The following is a 23747-nucleotide window of genomic DNA, read 5'->3' as shown; positions in this document are numbered from 1 at the left end:
CCCCGGAGGGCGGCATCGCCGCGCCCCGGAGCTTTGTCATGTTGGAAACTCATCAATTGGCTGAACATAAACCCAAGCTCGGCGAATTCGGCTACGCCGGCGACGACCATGTCGTGCCGTTCGAGGTCGGCCCGCTCGACGTGCGCGGTCGCACCGTCCAGCTCGGGCCGATGCTCGATGCTATTCTGAGCCGCCACGACTATCCCGAGCCGGTCGCCCGGCTCCTGGCTGAAGCCTGTGTGTTGACGGTATTGCTCGGAACTTCGCTGAAGTTCGAGGGCAAGTTCATTCTGCAGACCCGCACCGACGGGCCGGTCGACATGCTGGTCGCGGATTTCTCCACGCCGCAAGCGCTGCGCGCTTATGCCCGCTTCGATGCCGACCGGCTGCAGGCTTTGACTTCTGCCGGCGAGACGTCACCGCAGACGCTGCTCGGCAGCGGCGTCCTGGCGCTGACCATCGACCAGGGCGCGCACACACAACGCTACCAGGGCATCGTCCAGCTCGACGGCGTCACACTGGAACATGCCGCACGCACCTATTTCCGCCAGTCGGAGCAGATTCCGACCGACCTCCGGCTTTCGGTTGCCAAGCTTCTGACGCCCGGCGTCGGCGGTGCCCGCGAGCAATGGCGGGCCGGTGGCCTGCTGGCACAATTCCTGCCGCAGTCGGCGGAGCGCATGCGCGTACCCGACCTTCCCGGTGGCGACGGCGATCCGCGTGAGGAAATCCACGACCCGACCGACAATTCCTGGCAGGAGCTGCTGGCGCTGCTTGGTACTATTGAACCGACCGAGCTGATCGATCCGACGATCGGCGCCGAACGGCTGCTTTACCGGCTTTTCCACGAGCATGGCGTCCGCGTGTTCGGCGGGGTGCCGGTCGCCGACCAATGCTCATGCTCGAGGGAGAAGATCCACGGCATCCTCGAAGGCTTTTCCGCCGAGGAGATCAGGGACAGCACCGAGGATGGCAGCATTCACGTCGCCTGCGAATTCTGCTCGAAGCAATATGACTTCGACCCGGCGGAGTTTGCAGCGGCCGGATGACGGCCGTCAATTGACGGTGCGCCGCATTCCCGGCAAGTCGAGCGAGAAGGCGGGGATGGCGACGTCGAACGTCTCGCCCCGCTTGTTGCGCATGGTGTAGTGCCCGACCATGATGCCGGACGGCGTCGAGAGCGGGCATCCAGACGTATACTGATAGCTGTCGCCGGGGTTGAGTCCGGGTTGCTCGCCGACGACCCCGGGGCCGCGCACTTCCTCGACCTTGCCGGTGCCGTCGGTAATGTGCCAGTAGCGCGACAGAAGCTGCACGAACTCATCCGACTGATTGTCGATGGTCACCTGATATCCCCAGACATAGCGGTTTTGCGGCGGGTCGGAGTGATCCTCCAGATAGAACGGCCTGACCTGCACTTCGATGTTGCGGGTGACGGCGCTGTACATAAACTGCTCCAAAGCAATGTAGATGGAACTTCGACGCTCAGCGCAGTTTGATCAACGATGCGCGTCATCTTCTTGCCCGACTCGAGGGCAGGTGCCGAAAAACAATGTCATTTAAGTGACACATGACAATGATGGTGTGCAGGCTTGTGCCGGGCGACTCAGCGTTCTGTCGAATTGTTGAAAACGGCCGTCATGCGGCCGGCACTTCTGGAGTGACCAGATCTCGATGGAACCGACATTCGCAGCCGCCCTCCTTTCCATAGCCCTCCTTCTTTCAAATCTCGCCAGCATCCTGTTAGCTTCGCTGAAGCTGAAGCGACCAGGCAGGATCGCACCGCCCGCGGCCAACGCGCCGCCGGTATCGATCGTCATCCCGGCGCGCGGCGTCGAGCCGTTTGCCGAAGAGACGCTGGAGCGCGCCTTCTCACTTGACTGGGCGCGCTACGAACTCATCTTCTGCGTTGCCCATGCCGACGACCCGGTGGTCAAGCCGATCACCGCCGCAATGGCGCGCTTTCCAGCTATTCGCGCCCGCCTTCTAGTCGGTGACGACCGCATCAGCGGCAATCCAAAACTCAACAATTGCGTGAAGGGTTGGGAAGCGGCGCATTATAGCTGGGTCATCCTTGCCGATTCCAACGTGCTTATGCCGAGCGACTACGTCCAGCACCTGATGGCGGCGTGGCGGCACGACACCGGCCTCGTCTGCTCGACGCCGATCGGCTCGCGGCCGGACGGCTTCTGGGGGGAGGTCGAATGCGCCTTTCTCAACACGCTGCAGGCACGCTGGCAGTACGCCGGAGAGGCGCTCGGCCTCGGCTTCGCGCAGGGCAAGAGCATGTTGTGGAATAAGCCGATGCTCGACGCCAATGGCGGCATCTGCGCGCTTGCTGCCGAGATCGCCGAAGACGCCGCCGCGACCAAGCTGGTCAACGGGTTCGGACTGCGGGTCAATCTTGTCGCCTCGCCCTTCGAACAGCCGCTCGGCCGGCGCACGTTTGGCGAGATCTGGTCGCGGCAGGCGCGCTGGGCGCGGCTGCGCCGCGTCACCTTCGCGCTGTTCTTCGCCCCCGAGATCCTGATCGGCGCAGCGCCGCCGCTGGTGCTTGCGCTGATCGCGGCGGCTGACGCCGGCGTCAGCCTGCCGGCAACCGCCATCGCCGTGCTGGTCGCGGCCTACCTGCCGGAATTCGCCTTGGCCTCGGCCAAGGGATGGCACCTGTCGCTGCGCACCATCCTGGCGATGATGGCGCGAGACCTGATGCTTCCCGCCATTTGGGCGCGCGGATGGCTGAGCGGCGCCGTCGACTGGCGCGGCAATGTGATGACTATCCAGACCAAGGCCGTCGCAGAGCTGGAAGAGACCCCGTCCGGCGCCTGATCGGCGCGTCCCCGCTCGCCTCTATTCGGCCAGCCCTTATCCGGCAACTCTCAGTGCCTGCTCGATGTCTTCGAGCAGGTCGTCGGCGTCCTCAAGGCCAACTGACAGCCTGAGCGTTCCCGGTCCGATGCCGAGCTCGGCGCGGGCCTCATCGGTCAAGTTCTTGTGCGTCGTCGTCGCCGGATGGGTGATCAGGCTCTTGGCGTCGCCGAGATTGTTGGAAATCAGCACGACCTCGAGTGCGTTCTGGAAGGCAAAGGCCGCCTGCTTGCCGCCCTTCACATCGAGGCAAATCAGCGTCGAGCCGCCCGACATCTGCTTCTGGACCACGGCCGCTTGCGGGTGGTCGGCGCGGCCGGGATAGATGACGCGGGCGATTTGCGGGCGCTCGGCCAGGAAATCCGCGATGCGGCCGGCACTTTCCGTCTGCTGGCGTACGCGTAGCGGCAGCGTCTCCAGGCCTTTCAGCAGCGTCCAGGCATTGAAGGGCGAGAGGCTTGGGCCGGTGTGGCGGAAATAGTCATGCAGGTTCTCGTCGATCCATTTCTTGTCCGACAGAACGATGCCGCCAAGACAGCGCCCCTGGCCGTCAATATGCTTCGTGGCCGAATAGACGACGATGTGGGCGCCAAGCTGCAGGGGTTTCTGCTGCAAGGGCGTAGCGAAGACATTGTCGACGATCAGCCTGGCGCCGATCGAATTGGCAAGTGCCGCGACGGCGGCAATGTCGACTACCTCCAGCGTTGGATTGGTAGGGCTTTCCAGGAAAAACAGTTTGGTGTTGGGCTTGACCGCCTTTTCCCAATTGGCGATGTCGGTGCCGTCGACCAGCGTTGCCTCAATGCCGTATTTCGGCGCCAGCGTCTCGACCACCCAGCGGCAGGAGCCGAACAGCGCGCGCGCCGCCACGATATGGTCGCCCGCCTTGGCGCTGCACAGCAGTGCTGCCGTCACCGCCGCCATGCCGGATGCCGTGGCGCGCGCGTCCTCGGCTCCTTCCAGCGCGCACATGCGTTTCTCAAACATGTCGACCGTCGGATTGGCATAGCGCGAATAGATGAAGCCCGGCTCCTCGCCCTTGAAGCGAGCCTCCGCCGCTTGCGCCGTCTCGTAGACATAGCCTTGGGTGAGATACATCGCCTCGGAGGTCTCGCCGAAGCCGGAACGCAGCGTCCCGGCATGCACGAGTGCGGTCTGAGGCTTCCAGTCGCGCTTCTTGGTCATCATTCCATCCAAACACCAAAATTGGTCCAAACAACAAAAAACCGGTCGCGAAAGTCGCAACCGGTCCATATGGCCTTGCGGCCCGACGGTCCTTTAGCGACTTGTTTAACGTGGCTGCAAGCCGACCGGCCAAATCACCACGGGATAACGAGCTTTAGACCCGCGCCACGCTTGCGTCAATTGCCGGCATGATTAAGAGGGTTGTACCAAGCAGGTGCCAAAGGCGTCCTGCGACAGAACAAGACCTCGCCCGGCGTTCGAACGGAGCCAGACCCTTGCGGCAGACAGGCATTCTTCCCGATCAGGATATTTCCGCGCTGTTCCAGACGGGCGCGCTGAAATCGCCGCGCACGCTCGATGCCGATCAGATCCAGCCGGCCAGCCTTGACCTCAGGCTCGGCGACAAGGCCTGGCGGGTGCGCGCTTCCTTCTTGCCCGGCCCGGACCACAGGGTTGTCGACAAGCTCGACCGGCTGAAGCTGCACGAGATCAACCTCGCCGAAGGTGCCGTGCTGGAAACCGGCTGCGTCTACATCGTGCCGCTGCTCGAAAACCTGGCGCTGCCCGCCCATATTTCCGCCTCCGCCAACCCGAAAAGCTCGACCGGACGGCTCGATATCTTCACCCGGGTAATGACCGACCGTGGCCACGAGTTCGACAAGATCGCCGCCGGCTATGAAGGCCCGCTCTATCTGGAGGTCAGCCCGCGCACTTTCCCGATCGTCGTGCGGACCGGCTCGCGGCTGTCGCAGATCAGGTTCCGCACCGGCAATGCGCTCTTGTCGGAAAGCGAGCTGCACGAGTTGCACCGCGCCGAGATGCTGGTCGCCACCGAACCGCCCAACATCTCAGGCGGCGGCATCGCGCTGTCGATCGATCTCGACGGCGACAAGGACGGGCTGGTCGGCTATCGCGGCAAGCACCACACCGGCCTGGTCGACGTCGACAAGCGCGCCGCGCAGGATGTGGTCGATTTCTGGGAGCCGCTCTACAAGAGCGGTGCCGGCGAGCTGGTGCTCGATCCGGACGAATTCTATATTCTGGTGTCGCGCGAGGCGGTGCATGTGCCGCCACTCTACGCCGCCGAAATGACGCCTTTCGACCCGCTGGTCGGCGAATTCCGCGTCCACTATGCCGGCTTCTTCGATCCGGGTTTCGGCCATTCGGCGTCGGGCGGCACCGGCAGCCGGGCGGTGCTCGAGGTGCGTAGCCACGAAGTGCCGTTCATCCTCGATCACGGCCAGATCGTTGGACGGTTGGTCTACGAGCACATGCTGAAACGGCCGCGGGCGCTCTACGGCACAGATCTAGGCTCGAACTATCAGGCGCAGGGTCTGAAATTGTCCAAGCATTTCCGCGCCGCGCGCTGAGCTTGTTCGCAATTCCGTCAGCCGCGAAACAGATATTCTTTCGCGGCGCCAAGGCAGCCATGAAACTGACCGATAAAGAGCAGTTCTCGCACTGCCAATCGCTTCTTCCCCCAAAATCCTCTGGTTTGCTTCTCGTCGTCAAGTGAGGCGCTTGAGCTGGACTGCAAGGGGAACAACTGCTTGTCGATACATCCCAGCACATGGGCTCTGGCGGAGTCGACACCGCAGGCTCTGCCATTGTCGTTCAGTCTGTCAGCGCGGAGTGCGGACGTCATGCGATCCGCGTTGCGCATCAGAAAGCTCACTTGCGATTTCGAATAGCCGGTGGCCAGAAGCCGGTTAGTCATCGACATCCGGGCCTCGCGATAGGATTTTGCGCTGCATTGTCCGGCGCTGTAAGCCGCTGGGGAGAAATAGGCGAGGAACAGGACTAAACTTACGAACACAGTGCCAATCCGCAGGCCGTTCATTTCTCGCCCCTGAATTATGTCACCAGTTTACAACGCCTTCACCGCCACCTTCACCGGCTGCTCGATTTCAAGCGGGTTGCGCAAAGGCAGGCCGAAATCCTGCGCCTCGATTTCGAATACGTCGCCGGCCTCGGTCCTGATGCCGTCGGCGAAGGACAGCGTCGCCGTGCCGAACATGTGCACATGCACGTCGCCCGGCTGGCGGAAGGCCGAGTATTTGAAGTGGTGATGCTCGAGATTGCCAATGGTGTGCGACATGTTCGCCTCGCCCGACAGGAACGGCTTTTCCCAAAGCAGCTTGCCGTCGCGCAGGATGCGTGAAGCGCCGCGGATGTCGGACGGCAGGTCGCCGATCAGGATCTCCGGCCCGAACGAGGCGTTGCGCAGCTTGGAATGGGCGAGGAAGAGGTAGTTCACACGCTCGGTGACGTGGTCGGAAAACTCGTTCGACAGGGTGAAGCCGACACGGAACGGGGCGCCGTCGTCACCGATCACATAGATGCCGGCAATTTCCGGCTCCTCGCCGGCATCCTGAGCGAAGGCGGGCGACATAAGCGCCGCCCCGGGCGCTACTGCCATGGTGCCGTTGCCCTTGTAGAACCATTCCGGCTGCACGCCGGTCTGGCCTTTCGCCGGCTTGCCGCCCTCAAGCCCCATGCGGAACATCTTCATGGAATCGGTCAGCTGTTCCTCGCCGTCCGTGCTGAGCTTCTTGTGCATGGAATCGCGGGTCGCGGCGGAGCCGAGATGCGTCAGCCCGGTGCCGGTGAGATGGAGATGCGCCGGATCGGGATGGTTGATCGGCGACAGCAGCCGGCCCTTCTTGTAGGCTGCGTCGAGATCGACGGTTTCGCCGAAGCCCTTGCGCTCGATCAGGGCGACAAGCCCGCTGCCGGTACGCGCGGCTTCCATCGCCAGCGAATAGACGCTGCGGGCGCCGTTGATGACGCGGGTCTTGCCGCCGTTGCGGGCAACGACGCGGATCGTCTCGGCGTCGTCGAGGATTTGTGAGATCAGCATGGTAACCCTCTCTGAATTGTGGGCTGGCCTGCCCTTTCTCGGCAAACCCTGCCCCGCGCGGCCCGGACCCTGTCCGCGCCTCGGTTGAAATTCTTCGTCCGGATTGCGCTCGCGGATCAGGTCCCTCGGGGGGACTTCTTTGCGCCGCCCGGCAGCGCCGCGATGTGACCCGTATGCCTCCTGGTTGCCTCTCAAGCCTTGTTCTTGTTGTAGACGTCGAAGACGACGGCGCCGAGCAGCACCAGGCCTTTGACCACCTGCTGCCAATCGACATTGACGCCCATGATCGACATGCCGTTGTTCATGACGCCCATGATGAAGCCGCCGACCACCGCGCCGATCACCTGGCCGACGCCGCCCATCGCCGAAGCGCCACCGATGAACACCGCGGCGATGACGTCGAGCTCGCTGCCGAGGCCGGCCGCCGGCACAGCCTGCCCCAGGCGCGCTGCGATAATCAGGCCGCCGAGTGCCGACAGCACGCCCATATTGACGAACACCATCAACGTCAGCCGTTCGGTCTTGATGCCCGATAGCTGGGCTGCCTTGGCATTGCCGCCCATCGCATAGATGCGACGGCCGATCGTCATGCGTTTGGTAACGAAGACGAACAACGCGATCAGCACGCCCATCACCATGAGAACGATGGGGAGGCCCCTATAGGTGGCGAATTGGTAGACGAGAAACAGCGCCAGCGCGCTGATCACCAGGGTCTTGACGACGAACAGCGAGAAGGGCTCGGCTTCGTAGCCATGCTTTTCGCGGGTGCGCCGTGCCCTGAGCCCGAAATAGGCATAGGCGAGCACGGCGACGAGGCCGATCACGATCGTCGTCAGGTGCAGCGTCAGGCCGCTGCCGACAATGGTTTTGCCGGCGGCGTTCACGGTTGGCGGTATCAGCGTCAATGGGCCGATCAGGTCCGGAATGAAGCCGGAACTGAGCGCCTTGAAGCCGACGGGAAGCGGCCCTACGGAAGACCCGCCACCCAGCAGCGCCTGGCAGATGCCGCGGAAGATCAGCATGCCCGCCAGCGTGACGATAAAGCTCGGTATTCGGTGATAGGCAATCCAGTAGCCTTGTGCCGCGCCGATCGCACCACCGACGATCAGGCAGATGATCGACACCACCAGCGGATTGCTCAATGGGCCAAGCGGCCAGATGACCATCATCATCGCCGCCAGTGCGCCGATGAAGCCGGCGACGGAGCCGACGCTGAGATCGATGTGACCCGAAACGATCACCAGAAGCATGCCCAGCGCCATCACGATGATGAAGCTGTTCTGCTGCACGAGATTGCTGAGGTTCACCGGCTTGAACAGCGTTCCGGACGTGGTGAACTGGAAGAACACCATGATTGCGATCAACGCCAGCACCAACCCGTATTCGCGCAGGTTGGTGACCAGCGCCGAGACGGCAATGCGAGGTCCCTGTTGTAGATCCTGGGCAACGCCGGTCTGCGGCCCGGGAGCGCTTTCGGTGCTCATGATGCTTTTCCTTCTCCGCGGACGATGGCGCGCATTATCTTTTCCTGGCTGGCGTCGCTTGCCGCCATTTCGCCGACGATGCGTCCTTCGTTCATGACGTAGATGCGGTCGGTGATGCCGAGCAGTTCGGGCATTTCCGACGAGATGACGATGATTGCCTTACCCTCGGAGGCGAGACGCGCGATGATCGTATAGATTTCATACTTGGCGCCGACGTCGATACCGCGTGTCGGCTCGTCGAGGATCAGCACTTCCGGATTGGCGAACAGCCATTTCGACAGCACCACCTTCTGCTGATTGCCGCCAGAAAGGTTGCCGGTCATCTGGTAGACGCTCGAGGCGCGGATATTGGTCCTGCCGCGATAATCGTTGGCGACCGAAAGCTCGCGCAAATCGTCGATCACGCCGTGGCGCGACACGCCGGGCAGGTTGGCCAGCGTGATGTTGTGCTTGATGTGGTCGATCAAGTTGAGACCGTAGGTCTTGCGGTCCTCGGTAACGTAGGCGATGCCGTGTTCCACCGCCTTGCTCACCGAAGAGACGTCGATCGGCTTGCCGTTGAGGAACACCTCGCCGGTGATGCGACGGCCATAGGAGCGGCCGAACAGGCTCATGGCAAACTCGGTCCGGCCGGCGCCCATGAGCCCGGCAATGCCGACCACTTCGCCCTTGCGGGCGTTGAGGTTGATACCCTTGATGACCTGCCGCTCGGCATGGATGGGGTGGTAGACCGACCAGTTTTTCACTTCGAGAACGGTCTCGCCGATCTTCGGCTCGCGCGGCGGATAGCGGTCGTCGAGCGAACGGCCGACCATCGAGGTAATGATGCGGTCCTCCGAGATGTCCTTCTTGGCCAGCGTCTCGATGGTCCGCCCGTCACGGATGATGGTGACCTTGTCGGCGACCCGGTTCACCTCGTTGAGCTTGTGCGAGATCAGGATCGAAGTGATGCCTTGCCGCTTGAATTCGAGCAGCAGATCGAGCAGCGCCTGGCTGTCCTTTTCGGACAGGCTCGCGGTCGGCTCGTCGAGAATGAGCAACTTCACTTCCTTGCTGAGCGCCTTGGCGATCTCGACCAGCTGCTGCTTGCCGACGCCGATATTGGTGATCAGCGTGTTGGGGTCTTCCTTGAGGCCGACCTTCTTGAGCAGGGCGCTGGTGCGCGCCTCATTGGCATTCCAGTCGATGACGCCGTATCTGGCGTGCTCGTTGCCGAGAAAGATGTTTTCGGCGATCGACAGCATCGGCACCAGCGCAAGCTCCTGGTGGATGATGACGATGCCCTTGCGCTCGCTGTCATGGATGCCTTTGAAATGGCACTCATCGCCGCGATAGATGATCTGGCCGTCATAGGTGCCGGACGGATACACACCCGACAGCACCTTCATCAGCGTCGACTTGCCGGCGCCGTTCTCGCCGACCACGGCATGGATCTCGCCTTCCTCGACCATGAGCTTGACGTTCGACAGCGCCTTGACGCCGGGAAACGTCTTGGTGATGTCGCGCATCTCCAAAATCGTCGATGCCATTGAGAATACCACTCCTGCGAGGTCCGCAAACAATACCGGGCTGGCTCGCCAACGAAAAGGGGCCCTGCCTGCGCAGGACCCCAGGCTTTGTAACCGCGATTACTTCAGCTCTTCGGCCTTGATGTAGCCGGAGTCGACCACCAGGGCCTGATAGTTCGACTTGTCGACGTCGTGCGGTGTCAACAGGATCGAGGGAACGACCTTGACGTCGTTGTTGTAGGTCGTGGTGTCGAGGCCTTCCGGCTTGCCGCCCGAGAGCACCTTGTCGACGAGTTCGACCGTCGCCTTGGCGAGTTCGCGGGTGTCCTTGAACACGGTCGAATACTGTTCGCCGGCGATGATCGCCTTGACCGAAGCGGTCTCGGCGTCCTGTCCGGTGACGATCGGCCATGGCTGATCGGCGGTGCCGTAGCCTACGGCGCGCAGCGAAGCGATGATGCCGCGCGACAGGCCGTCATAGGGCGAGAGCACGCCATCGACGCGGCTGCCGTCCGAGTAGTTGGCGGAGAGCAGATTGTCCATGCGGGCCTGGGCGGTTGCCGCCAACCAGCGCAGCGTGCCGACCTTGTCCATGCCCATCTGGCCGGACTTCACGACGAGGGTCTTGTCGTCGATCAGCGGCTGAAGAACCGACATGGCGCCGTTATAGAAGAAGAACGCATTGTTGTCGTCCGGCGAACCGCCGAACAGCTCGATGTTGAACGGGCCCTTCTTCTCGGGATAACCGAGACCCTTGAGCAGCGATTTGGCCTGGATGACGCCGACGCCGAAATTGTCGAAGGTGGTGTAGTAGTCGACATTTGGCGTCTTCTTGATCAGGCGGTCGTAAGCGACGACGACAACGCCGGCGTCATTCGCCTTCTGCAGCGCATCGCCCATCGTGGTGCCGTCGATCGAAGCGATGATCAGCGCCTTCGGGCCCTTGGTGATCTCGTTTTCCAGCTGGCTGAGCTGGTTCGGAATGTCGTCCTGCGCGTACTGCAGGTCGACAGTGTAGCCCAGAGCCTCGAGCTGGGACTTGACGGCGTCGCCGTCGTTGATCCAGCGCTGCGAGGTCTTGGTGGGCATCAGCACGCCGATCAGGCCTTCGCCCGCCTGCGCCGGCAGCGTCATGGCCGCGATGCCTAGGGCCGCGACGGCGGCCAGTGTCTTGACAATCTTCACATTAACTCTCCCTGGTTGATGGACGCGTACCCTTGGGTTTCGTGGGCCGCGCAATCGTGCAGGAGCGCCAAACGCGCCGCTGCCGTCAATCGATCTCCGGTATCCTCCCAATCGGCCCCGAGACTCTGGTTTCATCGATACGAGTTTTCCCTCGTCACCGACCGTCAAGCCTCAGGACGCGCGAAGGGTGTGTCGCTTTGCCATAACTGTCAAATGCGATCTTTGATGGTTGCTATATCGAGACTGATATGGCTTAGGCTAGTGACGACGCTGCCGGATTTTGCCGGGGCGCCGGGCGTAAGAGTAGGGAAGAATCATGGCGGCGCTGCGAAATCCTGACGGAATATCAGCCAGTTACGATGAAATTCCGGGTGATGGCGGAACCTTGCTGCGCAGCGGCTTGAGCCTGCGTCACATGCGCATGATCGCAGCCCTCGACGAGCACGGCCGGGTGAGCGCCGCGGCCCAGGTCATGAACATCTCGCAGCCGGCGGCCTCGCGCATGATCGCCGAGATGGAGGCCGTGCTCGACGTCAAGCTCTGCGAAAGGCTGCCGCGCGGCATCACGCTGACACCCTATGGCAAGGCGTTGGCACGGCGCGCGCGATCGATCCTGCTCGAGATGCGCGAGGTCGACCGCGAGATTTTCGAGCTCAAGGCGGGCAAAGGCGGCTCGGTGTTCCTGGGCGCGGTGACAGCACCGGCGATCGAGCTGGCGGTGCCGGCGATCCGCGAAATCCGGCGCCTTTATCCGCGCATCGAAATCACCATGCAGGTCGAGACCTCGAACGTCCTGGCGCGCGAGCTGATCGCCTCGCGCCACGATTTCATCATCGCCCGCATCCCCGACGACCTCAATCCGCGACTGTTCGAAGCGCGCGTCATCGGCGTCGAGAAAGCCTGCCTGATCGTGCGCCGCGGCCACCCGCTGACCAAGGGCAAGGCGGTGCGGCTGGAAGACACCGCCGCCTATGACTGGGTTTTCCAGTCGGGCGGCTCGCCGCTGCGCCAGGCGATGGAGAGTAACTTCCTGAACCGAAACATCGCGCTGCCGGACCGCATTCTCAACACCAGCTCGCTGCTATTGACTCTGGTCATGGTCGCGCAATCCGACGCCATCGCGCCGGTGTCGATCCAGGTCGCGAAGTTCATCCAGAACCCCGAAGGCCTGGCCGGCGCTATCGATGTCGTCCAGACTGAATTCGACATCGAGGTCAGGCCCTACAGCCTGATCACGGTGAAGAACCGCGCGCTGTCACCGGCAGCCAAGATGCTGCACGATTTTATCTTGCGAGAGGTGGGCTGAGGGTTGGAGCGGGTAGCGGGCGCATCCCGTGGCCGGCCAGACGACCAGACAGGCCCGCCAGCAGCGGCGCCGATGCACGTCGGCCACTACTGCCTGATGCTCAAAAAAAGCCCGCCAGCAGAAGCCAGCGGGCCAAGGGTAGACTTTCCGGTTGGGGTCATGCGAGGCCCCGCCGACCCTCAATGTGAGATATTCCACGAACTGGCACATCGGCCAAACAGATGAAAGACGGCCAGCCGGGCTGTAAAACTGCCTATAAATCCGCTGGTTTTCAGCTTGGCCAGAACAAGTGCAATGCACCGGGGGCAAAAGCTGGAGCGGGTAGCGGGAATCGAACCCGCGCGTTCAGCTTGGGAAGCTGACAAGCTACCATTACATCATACCCGCGCTGGTTCCTCCGATATCATGGCCCGGCGCCGATGCGCAATCCGGTTTGAGGGCTCGGCTTGATGCAGGGCTATCAACTGCGTATTTCTAGGCATGTGCCCGAATCGCGGCACCCGACTGTGGAGACAGGCTTGTCCGCACTGAACCGCTTTCTCGGCGATACGCCGCTCCGGGTGATCCTGAAGCTGCTTGTGGTGTCGTTCCTCGTCGGGCTGGTCATGAATGCCTTCGGCTGGTCGCCGATGGATGTGCTTTATGGCATTCGCAAATTCTTCATCGACCTGTGGAATTTGGGCTTCCACGCCATCGACCGCTTTCTCGGCTACATCCTGCTCGGTGCCGCGATCGTCGTGCCGGCCTTCATCCTGCTCAGGATCGCTAACTACCGGAAATGAATTTTCAGGCGTAGCCCGCCGCCACCTCGAACAGGATGGCGTGCCGTGCAGCAAGTGCTGCGACATCCGTCGAATAGCCTCCGCCGATAACGCCGCATACCGGTATGCCAAGCGTGCGGAAATGGCGGATCACCATATCGTCGCGGGCACGCAGCCCGTCATCCGTGAGCGACAACCTGCCGAGCCGGTCCTCGACATGGACATCGACGCCGGCATTGTAGAAGACGAGGTCCCAGCGCCTTCGCGCCGACAGCTCCGGCAGGATGGCGTCCAGCAGCTCCAGATAGGCTGCATCGCCGGCGCCGTCGGGCAGGGCGACATCGAGATCGGAGGCGATCTTGCGCGCGGGGTAGTTGCGGTCGCCATGCATGGAGAAGGTAAACACGCGCGGCTCGTCGTTCAGGATATCCGCCGTGCCGTCGCCCTGATGCACGTCGAGGTCGACGACCAGGATGTTTTGGACAGCAGCTTCGGCGAGCAGCACCAGCGCGGCAACGGCTACGTCGTTGAAGGTGCAGAAGCCGGCGCCTTGCGCGCGCCGTGCATGATGGCTGCCGCCGGCGGTGTTGCAGGCGATGCCGTTCAGCAACGCCAGCCGCGCTGCCAGCACCGTGCCGGCCGTTGCGAGCTGCGCCCTCAGCGAAACCCGCGGTCCCACGGGAAAGCCGATCTCGCGCTCGATCGCCACCGGCACTTCGCAGGCAAGCACCTGGTCGACATAGTCGACCGCGTGGGCAAGCTTCAGCCATGATGGCCGCGCCGCCTCCGGCATGTTGAGCGCTTCGGGCTGCGCCAGGCCGCGTGCCCGCAAGGCATCCATCAGCAGCGGATATTTGCTCATCGGGAAGCGGTGGTTGACGGCGAAGCCGGCGTCGTAGTCGGGATGATGAACGATCTGCAAGGGCATGGGACGGGCGGTGCGCCAGAGGCGGGTTTCGGTTGACCATAGCGGGGTGGATGGTTGCGCGAGGTCCGCAAACTGGGGCACATCGGCTAGCCGATCAAGCCGCAACAGGAAGCAACACGCGTTTGGAGCAGGCTTTACCCACCGAAGTCCACGCCACCGAAGCCAGGGCCTTCGTCGTCACCAACCGCTCGGTGCTCGCCATCGCCGTGCCGATGACGCTTGCCTATCTGACGACGCCGTTGCTCGGAATTGTCGACACGGCGGTGGTTGGGCAGTTCGGCGACGCCGCCCTTCTCGGCGGCCTGGCGGCCGGCGCCCTGATCTTCGACGTCGTTTTCACGACCTTCAACTTCCTGCGCTCCGGCACCACCGGCCTCGTCGCCCAGGCCTTCGGGCGCGGCGATGCGCTGGAGGAGCAGGCGGTGTTCTGGCGCGCCGTGCTGATCGCGGTCGTCGCCGGCGTCGTGCTTGCCGCGCTTGCGCCGCTGGTCTCCACCGCCGGGCAATGGTTCATAGGCGCCGAACCACGCGTCAGCGCGGCGATGGACGTCTATATCCGCATCAGGATGCTCGCAGCACCGTTCTCGCTGATCAATTACGCCATCCTCGGTTACGTGCTTGGGCGCGGCGAGGGCGGGCTCGGGCTGATGCTGCAGTTGATACTGAACGGCATCAACATCGCCCTCTGCTTCCTGCTTGGCCTGGAGCTCGGCTGGGGCGTTGCCGGCGTTGCCTGGGCAACGGTCACCGGCGAATTCGTCGCCATGCTGCTTGGTCTCGCCATTGTCGGCCGGCGCTTTTGGGCGGCGCCCAAGCTGCCGCGCCGCCGCGTCCTCGATCTGCCGGCATTCCTGCGCATGATGTCGCTCAATCGCGATATCATGATCCGCTCCTTTTCGCTGCTCGCCGCCTTCGCGCTGTTCACGCGCCAAGGCGCGCAATTCGGCACTCTGACGCTGGCCGCCAACGCCGTGCTGATGAACCTCTTCCTGGTTGCCGGCTATTTCCTCGATGGTTTCGCCACCGCCGCCGAGCAGCTCGCCGGGCGCGCCATAGGCGCCCGTGCCGCCACGGCGTTTGACCAGGCGGTGCGGCTGACGCTGCTTTGGGGGCTCGGGCTGGCGGGCGCGGCGACGCTCTTCTTCCTGCTGGAGGGCACCGATCTCGTCGCCCTGATCACGACCGCGACGGACGTCCGCGCCATTGCCGACATCTACTTGCCCTGGGCGGCGTTCACCGCGCTCAGCGGCGCGCTGGCTTTCCAGATGGACGGGGTTTTCATCGGCGCGACGTGGTCGCGCGACATGCGCAACATGATGCTGTTGTCGTTCCTGGCGTTCAGTGCCGCGCTGCTGATCCTGGCGCCGGCCTTCGGCAATCACGGCTTGTGGGCGGCGTTGCATGTCTTCCTGCTTGTACGCGGCTTCAGCCTGCTCGCCATATTGCGGCTGCGGGTGCGCGCGGTCTTTGGCTGATCGCTAAAACGGTTTCGCCGCCCATTGATCGAGGCGGCTGTCGCGAAGCTCGCGCAGCGACTTCAGCCCTTGACTGTCCATGAAACGGACCATGCCGGAAAGAATACGCCCCGGCAGCGCAGGCCCGGCATAGATCATGCCGGTGTAGAGCTGGACGAGATCGGCGCCGGCACGGATCTTTTCCAGCGCCGTCTCGGCGGAATCGACGCCGCCGACGCCGATGATAGTGGGATCCGGGCCAAGCAGTTTTCGCATCCTTGCCAGCACGATAGTCGAGCGCTCGAACAAGGGTTTCCCCGAAAGCCCGCCGGTCTCGCCGGCAAGGCCGGCGCTGCTCAGGCCGGCTCGCGCGATCGTTGTGTTGGAGACGATGACGCCGTCCATTTGCTTGTCGCTGATCTCGGCGGCGATGTCCTCAAGCTCGGCCTCGACCAGATCCGGCGCGATCTTGAGGAACACGGGCGGTTTTGCCGGTGCCGCCGCACGCGCAGCCATGACCCGCGACAGGAGATCTCCAAGCTGGTCGCGCGCCTGCATGTTGCGCAGGCCCGGCGTGTTCGGCGAGGAGATATTGATTGCCAGATAACTGGCATATCGCGCGAACCGGATCACGCCGCGCTCATAATCACTGACGCGGTCGGCGCTGTCCTTGTTGGCGCCGATGTTGATCCCGACGATGCCGGGGCGGCCTTTTCGGGCGGCAAGACGCTTCTCTGCGGCGGCGTGGCCTTCATTGTTGAAGCCCAGCCGGTTGATCACTGCCCCGTCCGAAGGCAGCCGGAAGATGCGCGGCTTCGGATTGCCCGTCTGCGGCAGCGGCGTGATCGTGCCGACCTCGGCGAAGCCGAAGCCGAGGCCGAGCAGCGCGTCCGGCACTTCGGCATTCTTGTCGTAACCCGCGGCCATGCCGAGCGGGTTCGGGAAATCGAGCCCGCAACGGCTGACCTTTAACCTGTTGTCCTGCGGCGGACGACCGGCGACCGACAGCCCGCATCTCAGCGCGGCAATCGACAGCCCATGCGCGGTTTCCGGATCGAGCGTGAACAGCAGTTTCTGGCCGATCCGGTCGAACGCGCTCATTCGGCCTCCAGCGCCGGGAATTCATGCCGGCCGTCAGCGCCGAGCGGCAATGCCTGCACCGAAACGACCGCATCAAGGCCGAGCCCGCCATAGAGATGCGGGAACAGGGCGCCGCCGCGCGAGACCTCATATTTCAGCGCATCGCCGAGGCGCGCGCTATCGACGGCGACCAGCAGCAACCGGCTTTGGCCGGCGAAATGTTTGGCCGCCGTTTCCCGAACCTGCCCGGCGGTAGAAAAATGGATGAAGCCGTCGGCGACGTCGATCGGCGCGCCGGTGAAGCCGCCTTCTCTTTCAGCCTCGCGCCACAGCGCCTCGGGAACTATCTTGTAGATGATCTCGGACATGGTTGCGCTATAGTCCGAACCGACCACGCGGGGAAGGGCAGGCCCGTGTTCTTCCCCATTTCAGGTTCATCCCCATTTCAGGCGCAAACTGTGATAGATTGCGCTGACTGGCTCATGGAGGAAAACATGCGTCTGAAACACGTCTTGATCCCCGCAGCACTGGTGTCGCTTGTCGCGGCGTCGGCCTTTTCCGAGGAAGCCGATCGCTACCGGTTGGAGAAATCGGCCAATGGCTATGTCCGCATGGATACGCAAACCGGCGCCATGTCGCTCTGCGAGGAACGCTCCGGCCAGCTCGTCTGCAAGACGGCGGCCGACGAACGTGCCGCCCTACAAGATGAGGTCGACCGGCTGCAAAATTCGGTGAAGGCGCTCGACGAACGCGTCGCCAAGCTCGAAAATTCGCTTGCCGCGCGTTTCGAATCGACTTTGCCCAGCGAGGAGGATTTCAACAAGACGATGGGCTACATGGAGCGCTTCCTGCGCAGCTTCATGGATATCGTCAAGGACATGGACAAGGACGACGACGGCGCCAAGCTCAATTCGCAAAAGACCTGAGGACCTGGAATCGCCTACGGCATGCCGCTCGAAACAGCTGGCGCCGCCGCATAAGTTCAGGTCCCGTAAGGCGGAAAATCGCCAACGGGATTCGGGGAGGGATATCACCGTTGGGCTACACATTCGTCATTGCCGATGATCACCCGCTTTTTCGCGGTGCATTGAGGGAGGCTCTCGCGGGCATCGGAGATGTTGCCGCCATTCACGAGGCTGGCGATTTCGAAAGCGCCAAGGCGCTGGTCCTGGCCAATGAGGATGTCGATCTGGTGCTGCTCGATCTCTCGATGCCGGGGGCAAGCGGTCTTTCCGGCCTGATTTCGCTGCGCGGCATCCATCCGGCGGTGCCGATGATGGTGGTCTCGGCGCATGACGATCCGGTGACGATCCGGCGCGCGCTCGATCTCGGCGCCTCCGGCTTCATCTCCAAATCGGCCAGCATGGAGGAGATCCGCAATGCGGTGCAGTCGGTGCTTGCCGGTGATATCGCGGCTCCCGTCGGCATCGATCTCGGGGTGGAGCGCGATCCCGAGATTTCCGACCTGATCAAGCGGCTGCAGGCGCTGACCCCACAGCAGACGCGCGTGCTCGGCATGCTGGCTGAGGGGCTGCTCAACAAGCAGATCGCCTATGAGCTCGGGGTCTCCGAAGCGACGATCAAAGCGCATGTCTCGGCCATCCTGCAGAAGCTCGGCGTCGACAGCCGCACTCAGGCGGTGATCCTTTTGTCCAAAATCGGCAGCGACCCGCTGCAGACGGCCGGCTGATTCCTATTCGGCCGCCGGCGCCAGCGGCCTGACCCTGGCCATCATCGAGCGCAGCATCGCCGGTTTCAGTGGTTTGCTGATCACCGGCACGTCGAGCCTGCCGGCAGCGGCGCGAACCTCGCTGGAACGGTCGGCGGTGACCAGCACGGCCGGCAGGTCCTCGCCATGGATCGCACGCAACTGGGCGATCAATTCGAGGCCGGTCCTGTTGTCGAGATGATAGTCGGCAAGCACGATGTCCGGCCGATGCACGCCGGACCTCTCGAGATCCTCCGCGCCGGAAAGCGTGTCGACGCTGCAGCCCCAACCCTCGAGCAGCAGCCGCATGCCGTCGAGGATGCGGACGTCGTTGTCGATGCAGAGCACATGGAGCCCGGCAAGCGAGGCCGCGGCACGGGCAGGCGGCTTCGCCTCGGCCTCGCGCCGCGGTGCCTGCACGGCCACCACCGGCAGCAACACGGAAAAGCGTGTGCCCTTGCCTGGGTTGGAGAAGATCCGGATTTCGAGGCGCAGGACGCGGGCGATGCGGTCGACAATGGAGAGCCCAAGGCCGAGGCCTTCCGCCTCGCGTGCGCCCTCGTCGAGCCGGGTGAATTCGCGGAACACGGTGTTGAGCTCGTCGCCGGCAATGCCGATGCCGGTGTCGATAACCTGGATCTCGGCCAGTTCGCCGCGCCGCCGCGCGCCGACCAGGATGCGGCCACGGCGCGTATACTTGATGGCGTTGGAAACCAGGTTCTGGATCAGCCGGCGCAGCAGATTGCGGTCCGTCATGACGCTGAGCGACGACGGCATGATCGAGAGTTCGAGCTTCTTTTCGGCGGCAAGCGGCCGGAAGTCGTTGCCGATCTGGCGCAGCAGCCCGTCGAGGCCGAAGCTCGTATCGTCCGGCTTCATCGCGCCGGCATCGAGGCGCGAAATGTCGAGCACCGCGCCGAGGATGGTCTCGACCGATTCCAGCGACGATTCGATGTTCATCGCCGCCTTGCCGGCAGGTCCCTTGCCGGTCTTCTCGATCAGCGACGAGCAATAGAGGCGGGCGGCGTTCAGCGGCTGCAGGATGTCGTGGCCGGCGGCAGCGAGGAAGCGGGTCTTGCCGAGATTGGCCTCCTCGGCCAGCATCTGCGCCTGCGCCAGCTCCTCATTGACGCGGGTGAGCTCGGCGGTGCGGCTCTTCACTCGCTGTTCCAGGGATTCGTTGGCGCGCTTCAGCGCCAGATCCTGCTCGACACGTCCGGAAATGTCGGCGTAGGTGGCGACGATGCCGCCGTCCGGCATCGGATTGGAGCGCAATTCCAGGATGCGCCCGCTTGTCTTCAGCTCCATCTGCCATGGGCTGACGAAGCTGGTCAGGCGGTTGAGCATGGTGACGCGCTGGTCTGCCGGTATGTCACCGCGCTCGGCAAGGTGGCGCAGGATACGATCGAGTGAGACGCCGACCTGGCCCATCTCGTCGGGCAGGTCGAACAGCGCCCGGTACTGGCGGTTCCAGCAAATCAACCGGAAATCGCGGTCGAAGACAGTGATGCCCTGTTCCATCTGGTCGAGTGCGATCTGCAGCAGATCGCGATTGTGCTGCAGCGCCTCGGTGGCGTCGTCGAGCAGGCGGAAGGCGTCCTTGGATTCGCGGTCGTTGCGGCGCAGCAGCAGCGACAGGATCAGCCGCGCCGAGGATGAGCCGACGGCACTGGCCAGAAGCTGTTCGGAGAAGCGGATGACGTCCATGCTGGCCTGTTCGTTGCCGAGCAGGGAAGTGCCGCTGCTCTTTTCGAACGACTGAAAGGACCGCTCGGTCCGTTCGACACCGAGATAGCGCGCGATCGTGTCCTTGAGGTCGTTGACGGTAATGGTGGTGCGAAAGCGGCGCAGGCTGGGCAGCGGACCCGCTTCGCGCGGCACGAAGATCGACGCCTGGATGCGTTCCAGCGGCACCGACGCCCGCGACAGCGAGCCGAACACAAAAAACAGCGTGTTGATCGACAGGCTCCACAGCACGCCATGGTTCAGCGGCTCGGCGACGGTGCCGAAAAGAGCCTGCGGCCGCAATGCATCGAAGCCGAACAGGCCGTGGACGAGGATGCCGGTATCGGGCGCGACGAGCGAGGGAAGCAGCAGCGTATAGCTCCAGACGACGATGCCGGCGACCATGCCAAGTGCGGCACCCCTTCCGTTGGCGCCGCGCCAGACCAGGCCGCCGATCATTGCCGGCGCGAACTGCGCGATCGCGGCGAACGACATCAGGCCGATCGAGGACAGCCGCGCGCTGTTGGTGCTCTCGCGGTAGTAGAGAAAGGCGATGAACAGCATGATGAAGATCGCCGCCCGCCGTACATTGAGGATGAGCGTCGACCAGTCCTCGTTCTCGGATGTCGTGGTCCGCAGCAGCCGGCGCACGAACAGCGGAATGACTAGGTCGTTGGAGATCATGATCGACAGCGCGACGCTTTCGACGATCACCATTGCGGTCGCCGCCGACAGCCCGCCGATGAAGGCGGCCATGGCCAGCACGTCGTGGCCGCTGAACAGCGGCAGCGACAGCACGTAAAGGTCGCTGCTGGTCCTGGGGCCGACCAGTTCCAGGCCGGCCAATGCGATCGGCAGCACGAACAGGTTGATTGCCACCAGATAGAGCGGAAACACCCATGTCGCGGTGCGCAGCTCGGCCTCGCTGCGGTTTTCGACGATGGTGACGTAGAACTGGCGCGGCAGCATGAGGATGGCAAAGCCGCTCAGGCATGTCAGCACCAGCCAGGTGGCGAGCGAGGTGTTGTAGCCCATCGCCTGGCGCACCTGCGTGTTTTCGGCGAGCTGGTCGAACATATCGCCTGGCCCGCCGAAGATCAGGAACGTGACCATCAGGCCGATCGCCAGGAAGGCGGCGAGCTTGACCACGGTCTCGACCGCCACAGCCAGCACCAGCCCGTCCTGGTGCTCGGTGGCATCGGCATGGCGCGTGCCGAACAGCACCGCAAACAGCGCCAGCAGCATGGCCACGACCAGCGAGATGTCACTGACGAACGGATCGAAGGACGGCGGCGAGCCGGTATAGTGCTCGACCATCAGGCTGACCGAGCCGGAGATCGCCTTCAATTGCAGCGCGATGTAGGGCACGGCGCCGATGGTCGCGATCAGCGTAGCGATCGCCGCAACAGCGAAGCTCTTGCCGTAGCGGGCACCGAGAAAGTCGGCGATCGAGGTGATCTTCTCGGTCTTGGCCAGCCTGACGATGCGCTGCAGCAGCGGAAAGCCGAACACGAACACCAGAACAGGCCCGATATAGATGCCGAGGAACTCCAGGCCGCGCTCGGAGGACAGCCCGACCGAGCCGAAGAAAGTCCAGGAGGTGCAGTAGATGGCGAGGCTGAGCGCATAGATGAAGGGCCGGGCGCGGCCAGGCCCCGATGACGTCGAGCGCCGGTCGCCCAGGCTGGCGATAGCAAACAGCAACGTCACATAGGCGATCGCGATGATGACGATGAACCAGCCCTGCACGCCTCGAACTTCCTCCCTGCGCCGGTTTTTTCATCCGGCCTTCCAGACGCAATCACAGCTTGGCGATCAAGTCCATCGCGGCTTTCGGCGTATTATATCGGCTGCGTCGGGCAATCGTGACCGGCTGAAACCAGCTTTTGATCCTGTTGCAACCGCAGGTTTTTGCTATTCTGCCCGCCGGTCGATGCCGAAGGGTGGACGGCAGCACGGCCGGTCAGGACAAGGAGGCGTCGAATGCTGAAAGAATTTCAGGAATTCATTTCCAGGGGCAATGTGATGGACCTGGCCGTCGCCGTCATCATTGGCGCTGCCTTCGGCAAGATCGTCACCTCGCTGGTCGACGACATCATCATGCCGGTCATCGGGGCGATTTTGGGCGGATTGGACTTCAACAACTACTTTCTGCCCTTGTCCTCGGCCGTTAACGCCACATCGCTGGCTGAGGCAAAGAAACAGGGCGCGGTCTTCGCCTATGGCAGCTTCATCACCGTGGCACTGAATTTTCTCATTCTCGCCTTCATCATCTTCCTGATGGTCAAGGCGGTGAACAATCTGCGCAAACGGCTAGAGCGTGAGAAGCCAGCTGCGCCGGCCGCTCCGCCACCGGCCGACGTCGCCCTCCTCACCGAAATTCGCGATCTCCTCGCCAGGAAATAGTTCGAAGACAGATTCCCTGGACCAAAACCCCGGCCGCAAGCGACCGGGGTTTTCTGTTTTCGTCCGCCCTGAAACACGCTAGCAGTCGAGCAAACGAAAACGGACCCATCCATGACCCTGATCGATACTCTGCGCGCCGAAGCGCGGGCGGCGCCTGAAAGCGGCATTGTCGCCGTCATGAACCGCGGCCGCGGCCGCGACGGCATGATCCCGCTCTGGGCCGGCGAGGGCGACCTGCCGACGCCTGCCTTCATCACCGATGCAGCCGCCAAGGCACTCGCCGGCGGCGAGACCTTCTACACCTGGCAGCGGGGCATTCCCGAACTCAGGCAGGCGCTCGCCCGCTACTACACCAGGCATTTCGGCAAGACTTTCGCCAACGAGGAATTCATCGTCACCGGCTCCGGCATGCACGCCATCCAGATGGCCATCGATGCGGTGGCCGGCAAGGGCGACGAACTCGTCTACCTGTCGCCGGCATGGCCGAACTTCGCCGCCGCCGCCGGCGTCGCGGGCGCTGTTCCAGTCGCGGTCACGCTCGACGAGTCGGGCAATGGCTGGTCTTGCGATGTCGACAAGATCGCAGCGGCGATCACGCCACGGACCAAGGCGCTGTTCGTCAACACGCCGTCCAACCCGACCGGCTGGACCGCCGACAAGGAGACGCTGCAGGCGATCCTCGATCTTGCCCGTGAAAGGGGCCTGTGGATCATCGCCGACGAGATCTACTCGCTGTTTCATTACGGCCATGGCCGCGCGCCGTCCTTCATCGACATCATGGCCGATGAGGACCGCATCCTGTTCGTCAATTCCTTTTCCAAGAACTGGGCGATGACCGGCTGGCGCATCGGCTGGATCAAGATTCATCCCGCCTTGCAGCAGGTGTTTGAGAACCTGGTCCAGTATTCGACTTCCGGCGTTGCGCAGTTCATGCAGCGCGGCGCCGTCGTTGCCCTGGATGAGGGCGACGCCTTCATCGTCGAGCAGGTGGAGCGGGCGAGGGCGGCACGCGACCTGGTCTGCGGCATTCTCGCCGAAACCGGCAGGGCGCGGTTCACCGTGCCGCAGGGCGCATTCTATCTGTTCTTCGCGGTCGACGGCATCTCCGATTCCCGCGCCGCCGCCTTCGACATGGTCGACCGCGCCAATGTCGGCCTGGCTCCCGGCACCGCCTTCGGCCCCGGCGGCGAAGCCTTCTTCAGGCTGTGCTTCCACCGCCGCCTCGACCAGCTCGAGGAAGCCGCACACCGGCTGGCGAAATGGATGAAGAGTGTGTGAGCTGCCTCGAA

The 23747-nt window shown here is 63.3% G+C and carries 21 protein-coding genes, 1 tRNA gene and 1 riboswitch; of the genes, 10 read left to right on the top strand and 12 right to left on the bottom strand.

All coding sequences use genetic code 11. The annotated features are described in order from the left end of the window. Window positions 1-38: 38 nt before the first annotated feature. The gene (locus NKI17_RS02575) at window positions 39-1049 is read left to right on the top strand and encodes an Hsp33 family molecular chaperone (RefSeq protein WP_352576981.1); all 1011 of its coding nucleotides are present in this window, start codon (window positions 39-41) and stop codon (window positions 1047-1049) included. A gap of 6 nt (window positions 1050-1055) precedes the next feature. Here NKI17_RS02575 and apaG read toward each other — a convergent pair whose 3' ends face one another. Continuing rightward, entirely contained in the window at window positions 1056-1448 is a 393-nt protein-coding gene (gene apaG / locus NKI17_RS02570) for a Co2+/Mg2+ efflux facilitator ApaG/CorD (RefSeq protein WP_023677352.1), read from the bottom strand. A gap of 226 nt (window positions 1449-1674) precedes the next feature. Here apaG and NKI17_RS02565 point away from each other — a divergent pair, with 226 nt between their 5' ends. Next, the gene (locus tag NKI17_RS02565) at window positions 1675-2829 is read left to right on the top strand and encodes a glycosyltransferase (protein WP_352905373.1); all 1155 of its coding nucleotides are present in this window, start codon (window positions 1675-1677) and stop codon (window positions 2827-2829) included. Window positions 2830-2865: 36 nt separating this feature from the next. On the opposite strand, the gene NKI17_RS02560 is transcribed toward NKI17_RS02565, so the two are convergent. Then, the gene (locus tag NKI17_RS02560) at window positions 2866-4056 is read right to left on the bottom strand and encodes an O-succinylhomoserine sulfhydrylase (RefSeq protein ID WP_352576987.1); all 1191 of its coding nucleotides are present in this window, start codon (window positions 4054-4056) and stop codon (window positions 2866-2868) included. A gap of 70 nt (window positions 4057-4126) precedes the next feature. Further along, window positions 4127-4204: riboswitch (SAM riboswitch) on the bottom strand. 124 nt (window positions 4205-4328) lie between these two features. Between NKI17_RS02560 and NKI17_RS02555 the strand changes: the two genes are divergently transcribed. Next, the gene (locus tag NKI17_RS02555) at window positions 4329-5423 is read left to right on the top strand and encodes a 2'-deoxycytidine 5'-triphosphate deaminase (RefSeq protein ID WP_352576988.1); all 1095 of its coding nucleotides are present in this window, start codon (window positions 4329-4331) and stop codon (window positions 5421-5423) included. 17 nt (window positions 5424-5440) lie between these two features. Here the strand turns inward: NKI17_RS02555 and NKI17_RS02550 are convergent, their stop codons facing one another. The 5 genes from NKI17_RS02550 to chvE form a co-directional block, all read right to left on the bottom strand. Then, window positions 5441-5893 carry a hypothetical protein gene (locus tag NKI17_RS02550; RefSeq protein ID WP_352541309.1) on the bottom strand — a complete coding sequence of 151 codons (453 nt, stop codon included), beginning with the start codon at window positions 5891-5893 and terminating at the stop codon, window positions 5441-5443. A gap of 27 nt (window positions 5894-5920) precedes the next feature. After that, a complete protein-coding gene (gene araD1, locus NKI17_RS02545; protein WP_292659523.1) occupies window positions 5921-6913 on the bottom strand; it encodes an AraD1 family protein in 993 nt (330 codons plus the stop codon). Between the two features lie 191 nt (window positions 6914-7104). Beyond that, the gene (gene mmsB, locus NKI17_RS02540) at window positions 7105-8397 is read right to left on the bottom strand and encodes a multiple monosaccharide ABC transporter permease (RefSeq protein WP_352576990.1); all 1293 of its coding nucleotides are present in this window, start codon (window positions 8395-8397) and stop codon (window positions 7105-7107) included. Continuing rightward, the gene (mmsA, locus tag NKI17_RS02535; protein WP_023677359.1) at window positions 8394-9926 is read right to left on the bottom strand and encodes a multiple monosaccharide ABC transporter ATP-binding protein; all 1533 of its coding nucleotides are present in this window, start codon (window positions 9924-9926) and stop codon (window positions 8394-8396) included. The genes mmsB and mmsA overlap by 4 nt, the downstream gene beginning before the upstream one ends. Before the next feature lie 99 nt (window positions 9927-10025). After that, window positions 10026-11090 carry a multiple monosaccharide ABC transporter substrate-binding protein gene (gene chvE, locus NKI17_RS02530; RefSeq protein WP_023677360.1) on the bottom strand — a complete coding sequence of 355 codons (1065 nt, stop codon included), beginning with the start codon at window positions 11088-11090 and terminating at the stop codon, window positions 10026-10028. A 316-nt stretch (window positions 11091-11406) separates the two neighbouring features. Here chvE and NKI17_RS02525 point away from each other — a divergent pair, with 316 nt between their 5' ends. Then, on the top strand, window positions 11407-12396 hold the full coding sequence (locus NKI17_RS02525; protein ID WP_352448650.1) for a LysR family transcriptional regulator: 990 nt from the start codon (window positions 11407-11409) through the stop codon (window positions 12394-12396). A gap of 313 nt (window positions 12397-12709) precedes the next feature. Here NKI17_RS02525 and NKI17_RS02520 read toward each other — a convergent pair. Beyond that, window positions 12710-12783 (bottom strand) — tRNA-Gly (locus NKI17_RS02520). Window positions 12784-12914: 131 nt separating this feature from the next. On the opposite strand from NKI17_RS02520, the gene NKI17_RS02515 reads away from it, so the two are divergent. After that, window positions 12915-13178: a DUF6460 domain-containing protein gene (locus tag NKI17_RS02515; RefSeq protein WP_023677362.1), complete on the top strand. Its 264-nt coding sequence runs from the start codon at window positions 12915-12917 to the stop codon at window positions 13176-13178. Window positions 13179-13182: 4 nt separating this feature from the next. Here the strand turns inward: NKI17_RS02515 and NKI17_RS02510 are convergent, their stop codons facing one another. Further along, window positions 13183-14085: a histone deacetylase family protein gene (locus NKI17_RS02510; protein WP_352589155.1), complete on the bottom strand. Its 903-nt coding sequence runs from the start codon at window positions 14083-14085 to the stop codon at window positions 13183-13185. Between the two features lie 50 nt (window positions 14086-14135). On the opposite strand from NKI17_RS02510, the gene NKI17_RS02505 reads away from it, so the two are divergent. Further along, window positions 14136-15560 carry an MATE family efflux transporter gene (locus NKI17_RS02505; protein ID WP_352589320.1) on the top strand — a complete coding sequence of 475 codons (1425 nt, stop codon included), beginning with the start codon at window positions 14136-14138 and terminating at the stop codon, window positions 15558-15560. A gap of 3 nt (window positions 15561-15563) precedes the next feature. On the opposite strand, the gene NKI17_RS02500 is transcribed toward NKI17_RS02505, so the two are convergent. Then, the gene (locus NKI17_RS02500) at window positions 15564-16640 is read right to left on the bottom strand and encodes a quinone-dependent dihydroorotate dehydrogenase (RefSeq protein ID WP_352905372.1); all 1077 of its coding nucleotides are present in this window, start codon (window positions 16638-16640) and stop codon (window positions 15564-15566) included. Then, window positions 16637-16987, bottom strand: coding sequence for a DUF952 domain-containing protein (locus NKI17_RS02495; protein WP_023677366.1), 351 nt, complete (start codon window positions 16985-16987; stop codon window positions 16637-16639). The genes NKI17_RS02500 and NKI17_RS02495 overlap by 4 nt, the downstream gene beginning before the upstream one ends. 126 nt (window positions 16988-17113) lie before the next feature. Here NKI17_RS02495 and NKI17_RS02490 point away from each other — a divergent pair, with 126 nt between their 5' ends. Beyond that, window positions 17114-17545, top strand: a complete 432-nt coding sequence (locus tag NKI17_RS02490; protein WP_352589161.1) for a hypothetical protein — start codon at window positions 17114-17116, stop codon at window positions 17543-17545. A gap of 101 nt (window positions 17546-17646) precedes the next feature. After that, a complete protein-coding gene (locus NKI17_RS02485) occupies window positions 17647-18309 on the top strand; it encodes a response regulator transcription factor (protein ID WP_031211969.1) in 663 nt (220 codons plus the stop codon). 3 nt (window positions 18310-18312) lie between these two features. On the opposite strand, the gene NKI17_RS02480 is transcribed toward NKI17_RS02485, so the two are convergent. Continuing rightward, the gene (locus tag NKI17_RS02480) at window positions 18313-21801 is read right to left on the bottom strand and encodes a PAS domain-containing hybrid sensor histidine kinase/response regulator (RefSeq protein ID WP_352905370.1); all 3489 of its coding nucleotides are present in this window, start codon (window positions 21799-21801) and stop codon (window positions 18313-18315) included. A 234-nt stretch (window positions 21802-22035) separates the two neighbouring features. On the opposite strand from NKI17_RS02480, the gene mscL reads away from it, so the two are divergent. Further along, window positions 22036-22458, top strand: coding sequence for a large conductance mechanosensitive channel protein MscL (gene mscL / locus NKI17_RS02475; RefSeq protein ID WP_352635705.1), 423 nt, complete (start codon window positions 22036-22038; stop codon window positions 22456-22458). Between the two features lie 111 nt (window positions 22459-22569). Further along, on the top strand, window positions 22570-23736 hold the full coding sequence (locus NKI17_RS02470; protein ID WP_352905368.1) for a pyridoxal phosphate-dependent aminotransferase: 1167 nt from the start codon (window positions 22570-22572) through the stop codon (window positions 23734-23736). Window positions 23737-23747 lie beyond the last annotated feature (11 nt).

Source organism: Mesorhizobium sp. M0816, from assembly GCF_040320005.1.
Classification (GTDB): Bacteria; Pseudomonadota; Alphaproteobacteria; order Rhizobiales; family Rhizobiaceae; genus Mesorhizobium.
This window is presented reverse-complemented; position numbering and strand designations above follow the sequence as displayed.

Coding starts and splice junctions, on each gene's coding strand:
- NKI17_RS02550 (WP_352541309.1), bottom strand. CDS start 5,893: ATGAACGGCCTGCGGATTGGCACTGTGTTCGTAAGTTTAGTCCTGTTC.
- NKI17_RS02505 (WP_352589320.1), top strand. CDS start 14,136: ATGGTTGCGCGAGGTCCGCAAACTGGGGCACATCGGCTAGCCGATCAA.
- mscL (WP_352635705.1), top strand. CDS start 22,036: ATGCTGAAAGAATTTCAGGAATTCATTTCCAGGGGCAATGTGATGGAC.
- NKI17_RS02565 (WP_352905373.1), top strand. CDS start 1,675: ATGGAACCGACATTCGCAGCCGCCCTCCTTTCCATAGCCCTCCTTCTT.
- mmsA (WP_023677359.1), bottom strand. CDS start 9,926: ATGGCATCGACGATTTTGGAGATGCGCGACATCACCAAGACGTTTCCC.
- NKI17_RS02575 (WP_352576981.1), top strand. CDS start 39: ATGTTGGAAACTCATCAATTGGCTGAACATAAACCCAAGCTCGGCGAA.
- NKI17_RS02490 (WP_352589161.1), top strand. CDS start 17,114: ATGCGTCTGAAACACGTCTTGATCCCCGCAGCACTGGTGTCGCTTGTC.
- NKI17_RS02510 (WP_352589155.1), bottom strand. CDS start 14,085: ATGCCCTTGCAGATCGTTCATCATCCCGACTACGACGCCGGCTTCGCC.
- mmsB (WP_352576990.1), bottom strand. CDS start 8,397: ATGAGCACCGAAAGCGCTCCCGGGCCGCAGACCGGCGTTGCCCAGGAT.
- NKI17_RS02560 (WP_352576987.1), bottom strand. CDS start 4,056: ATGATGACCAAGAAGCGCGACTGGAAGCCTCAGACCGCACTCGTGCAT.
- araD1 (WP_292659523.1), bottom strand. CDS start 6,913: ATGCTGATCTCACAAATCCTCGACGACGCCGAGACGATCCGCGTCGTT.
- apaG (WP_023677352.1), bottom strand. CDS start 1,448: ATGTACAGCGCCGTCACCCGCAACATCGAAGTGCAGGTCAGGCCGTTC.
- NKI17_RS02495 (WP_023677366.1), bottom strand. CDS start 16,987: ATGTCCGAGATCATCTACAAGATAGTTCCCGAGGCGCTGTGGCGCGAG.
- NKI17_RS02470 (WP_352905368.1), top strand. CDS start 22,570: ATGACCCTGATCGATACTCTGCGCGCCGAAGCGCGGGCGGCGCCTGAA.
- NKI17_RS02525 (WP_352448650.1), top strand. CDS start 11,407: ATGGCGGCGCTGCGAAATCCTGACGGAATATCAGCCAGTTACGATGAA.
- NKI17_RS02500 (WP_352905372.1), bottom strand. CDS start 16,640: ATGAGCGCGTTCGACCGGATCGGCCAGAAACTGCTGTTCACGCTCGAT.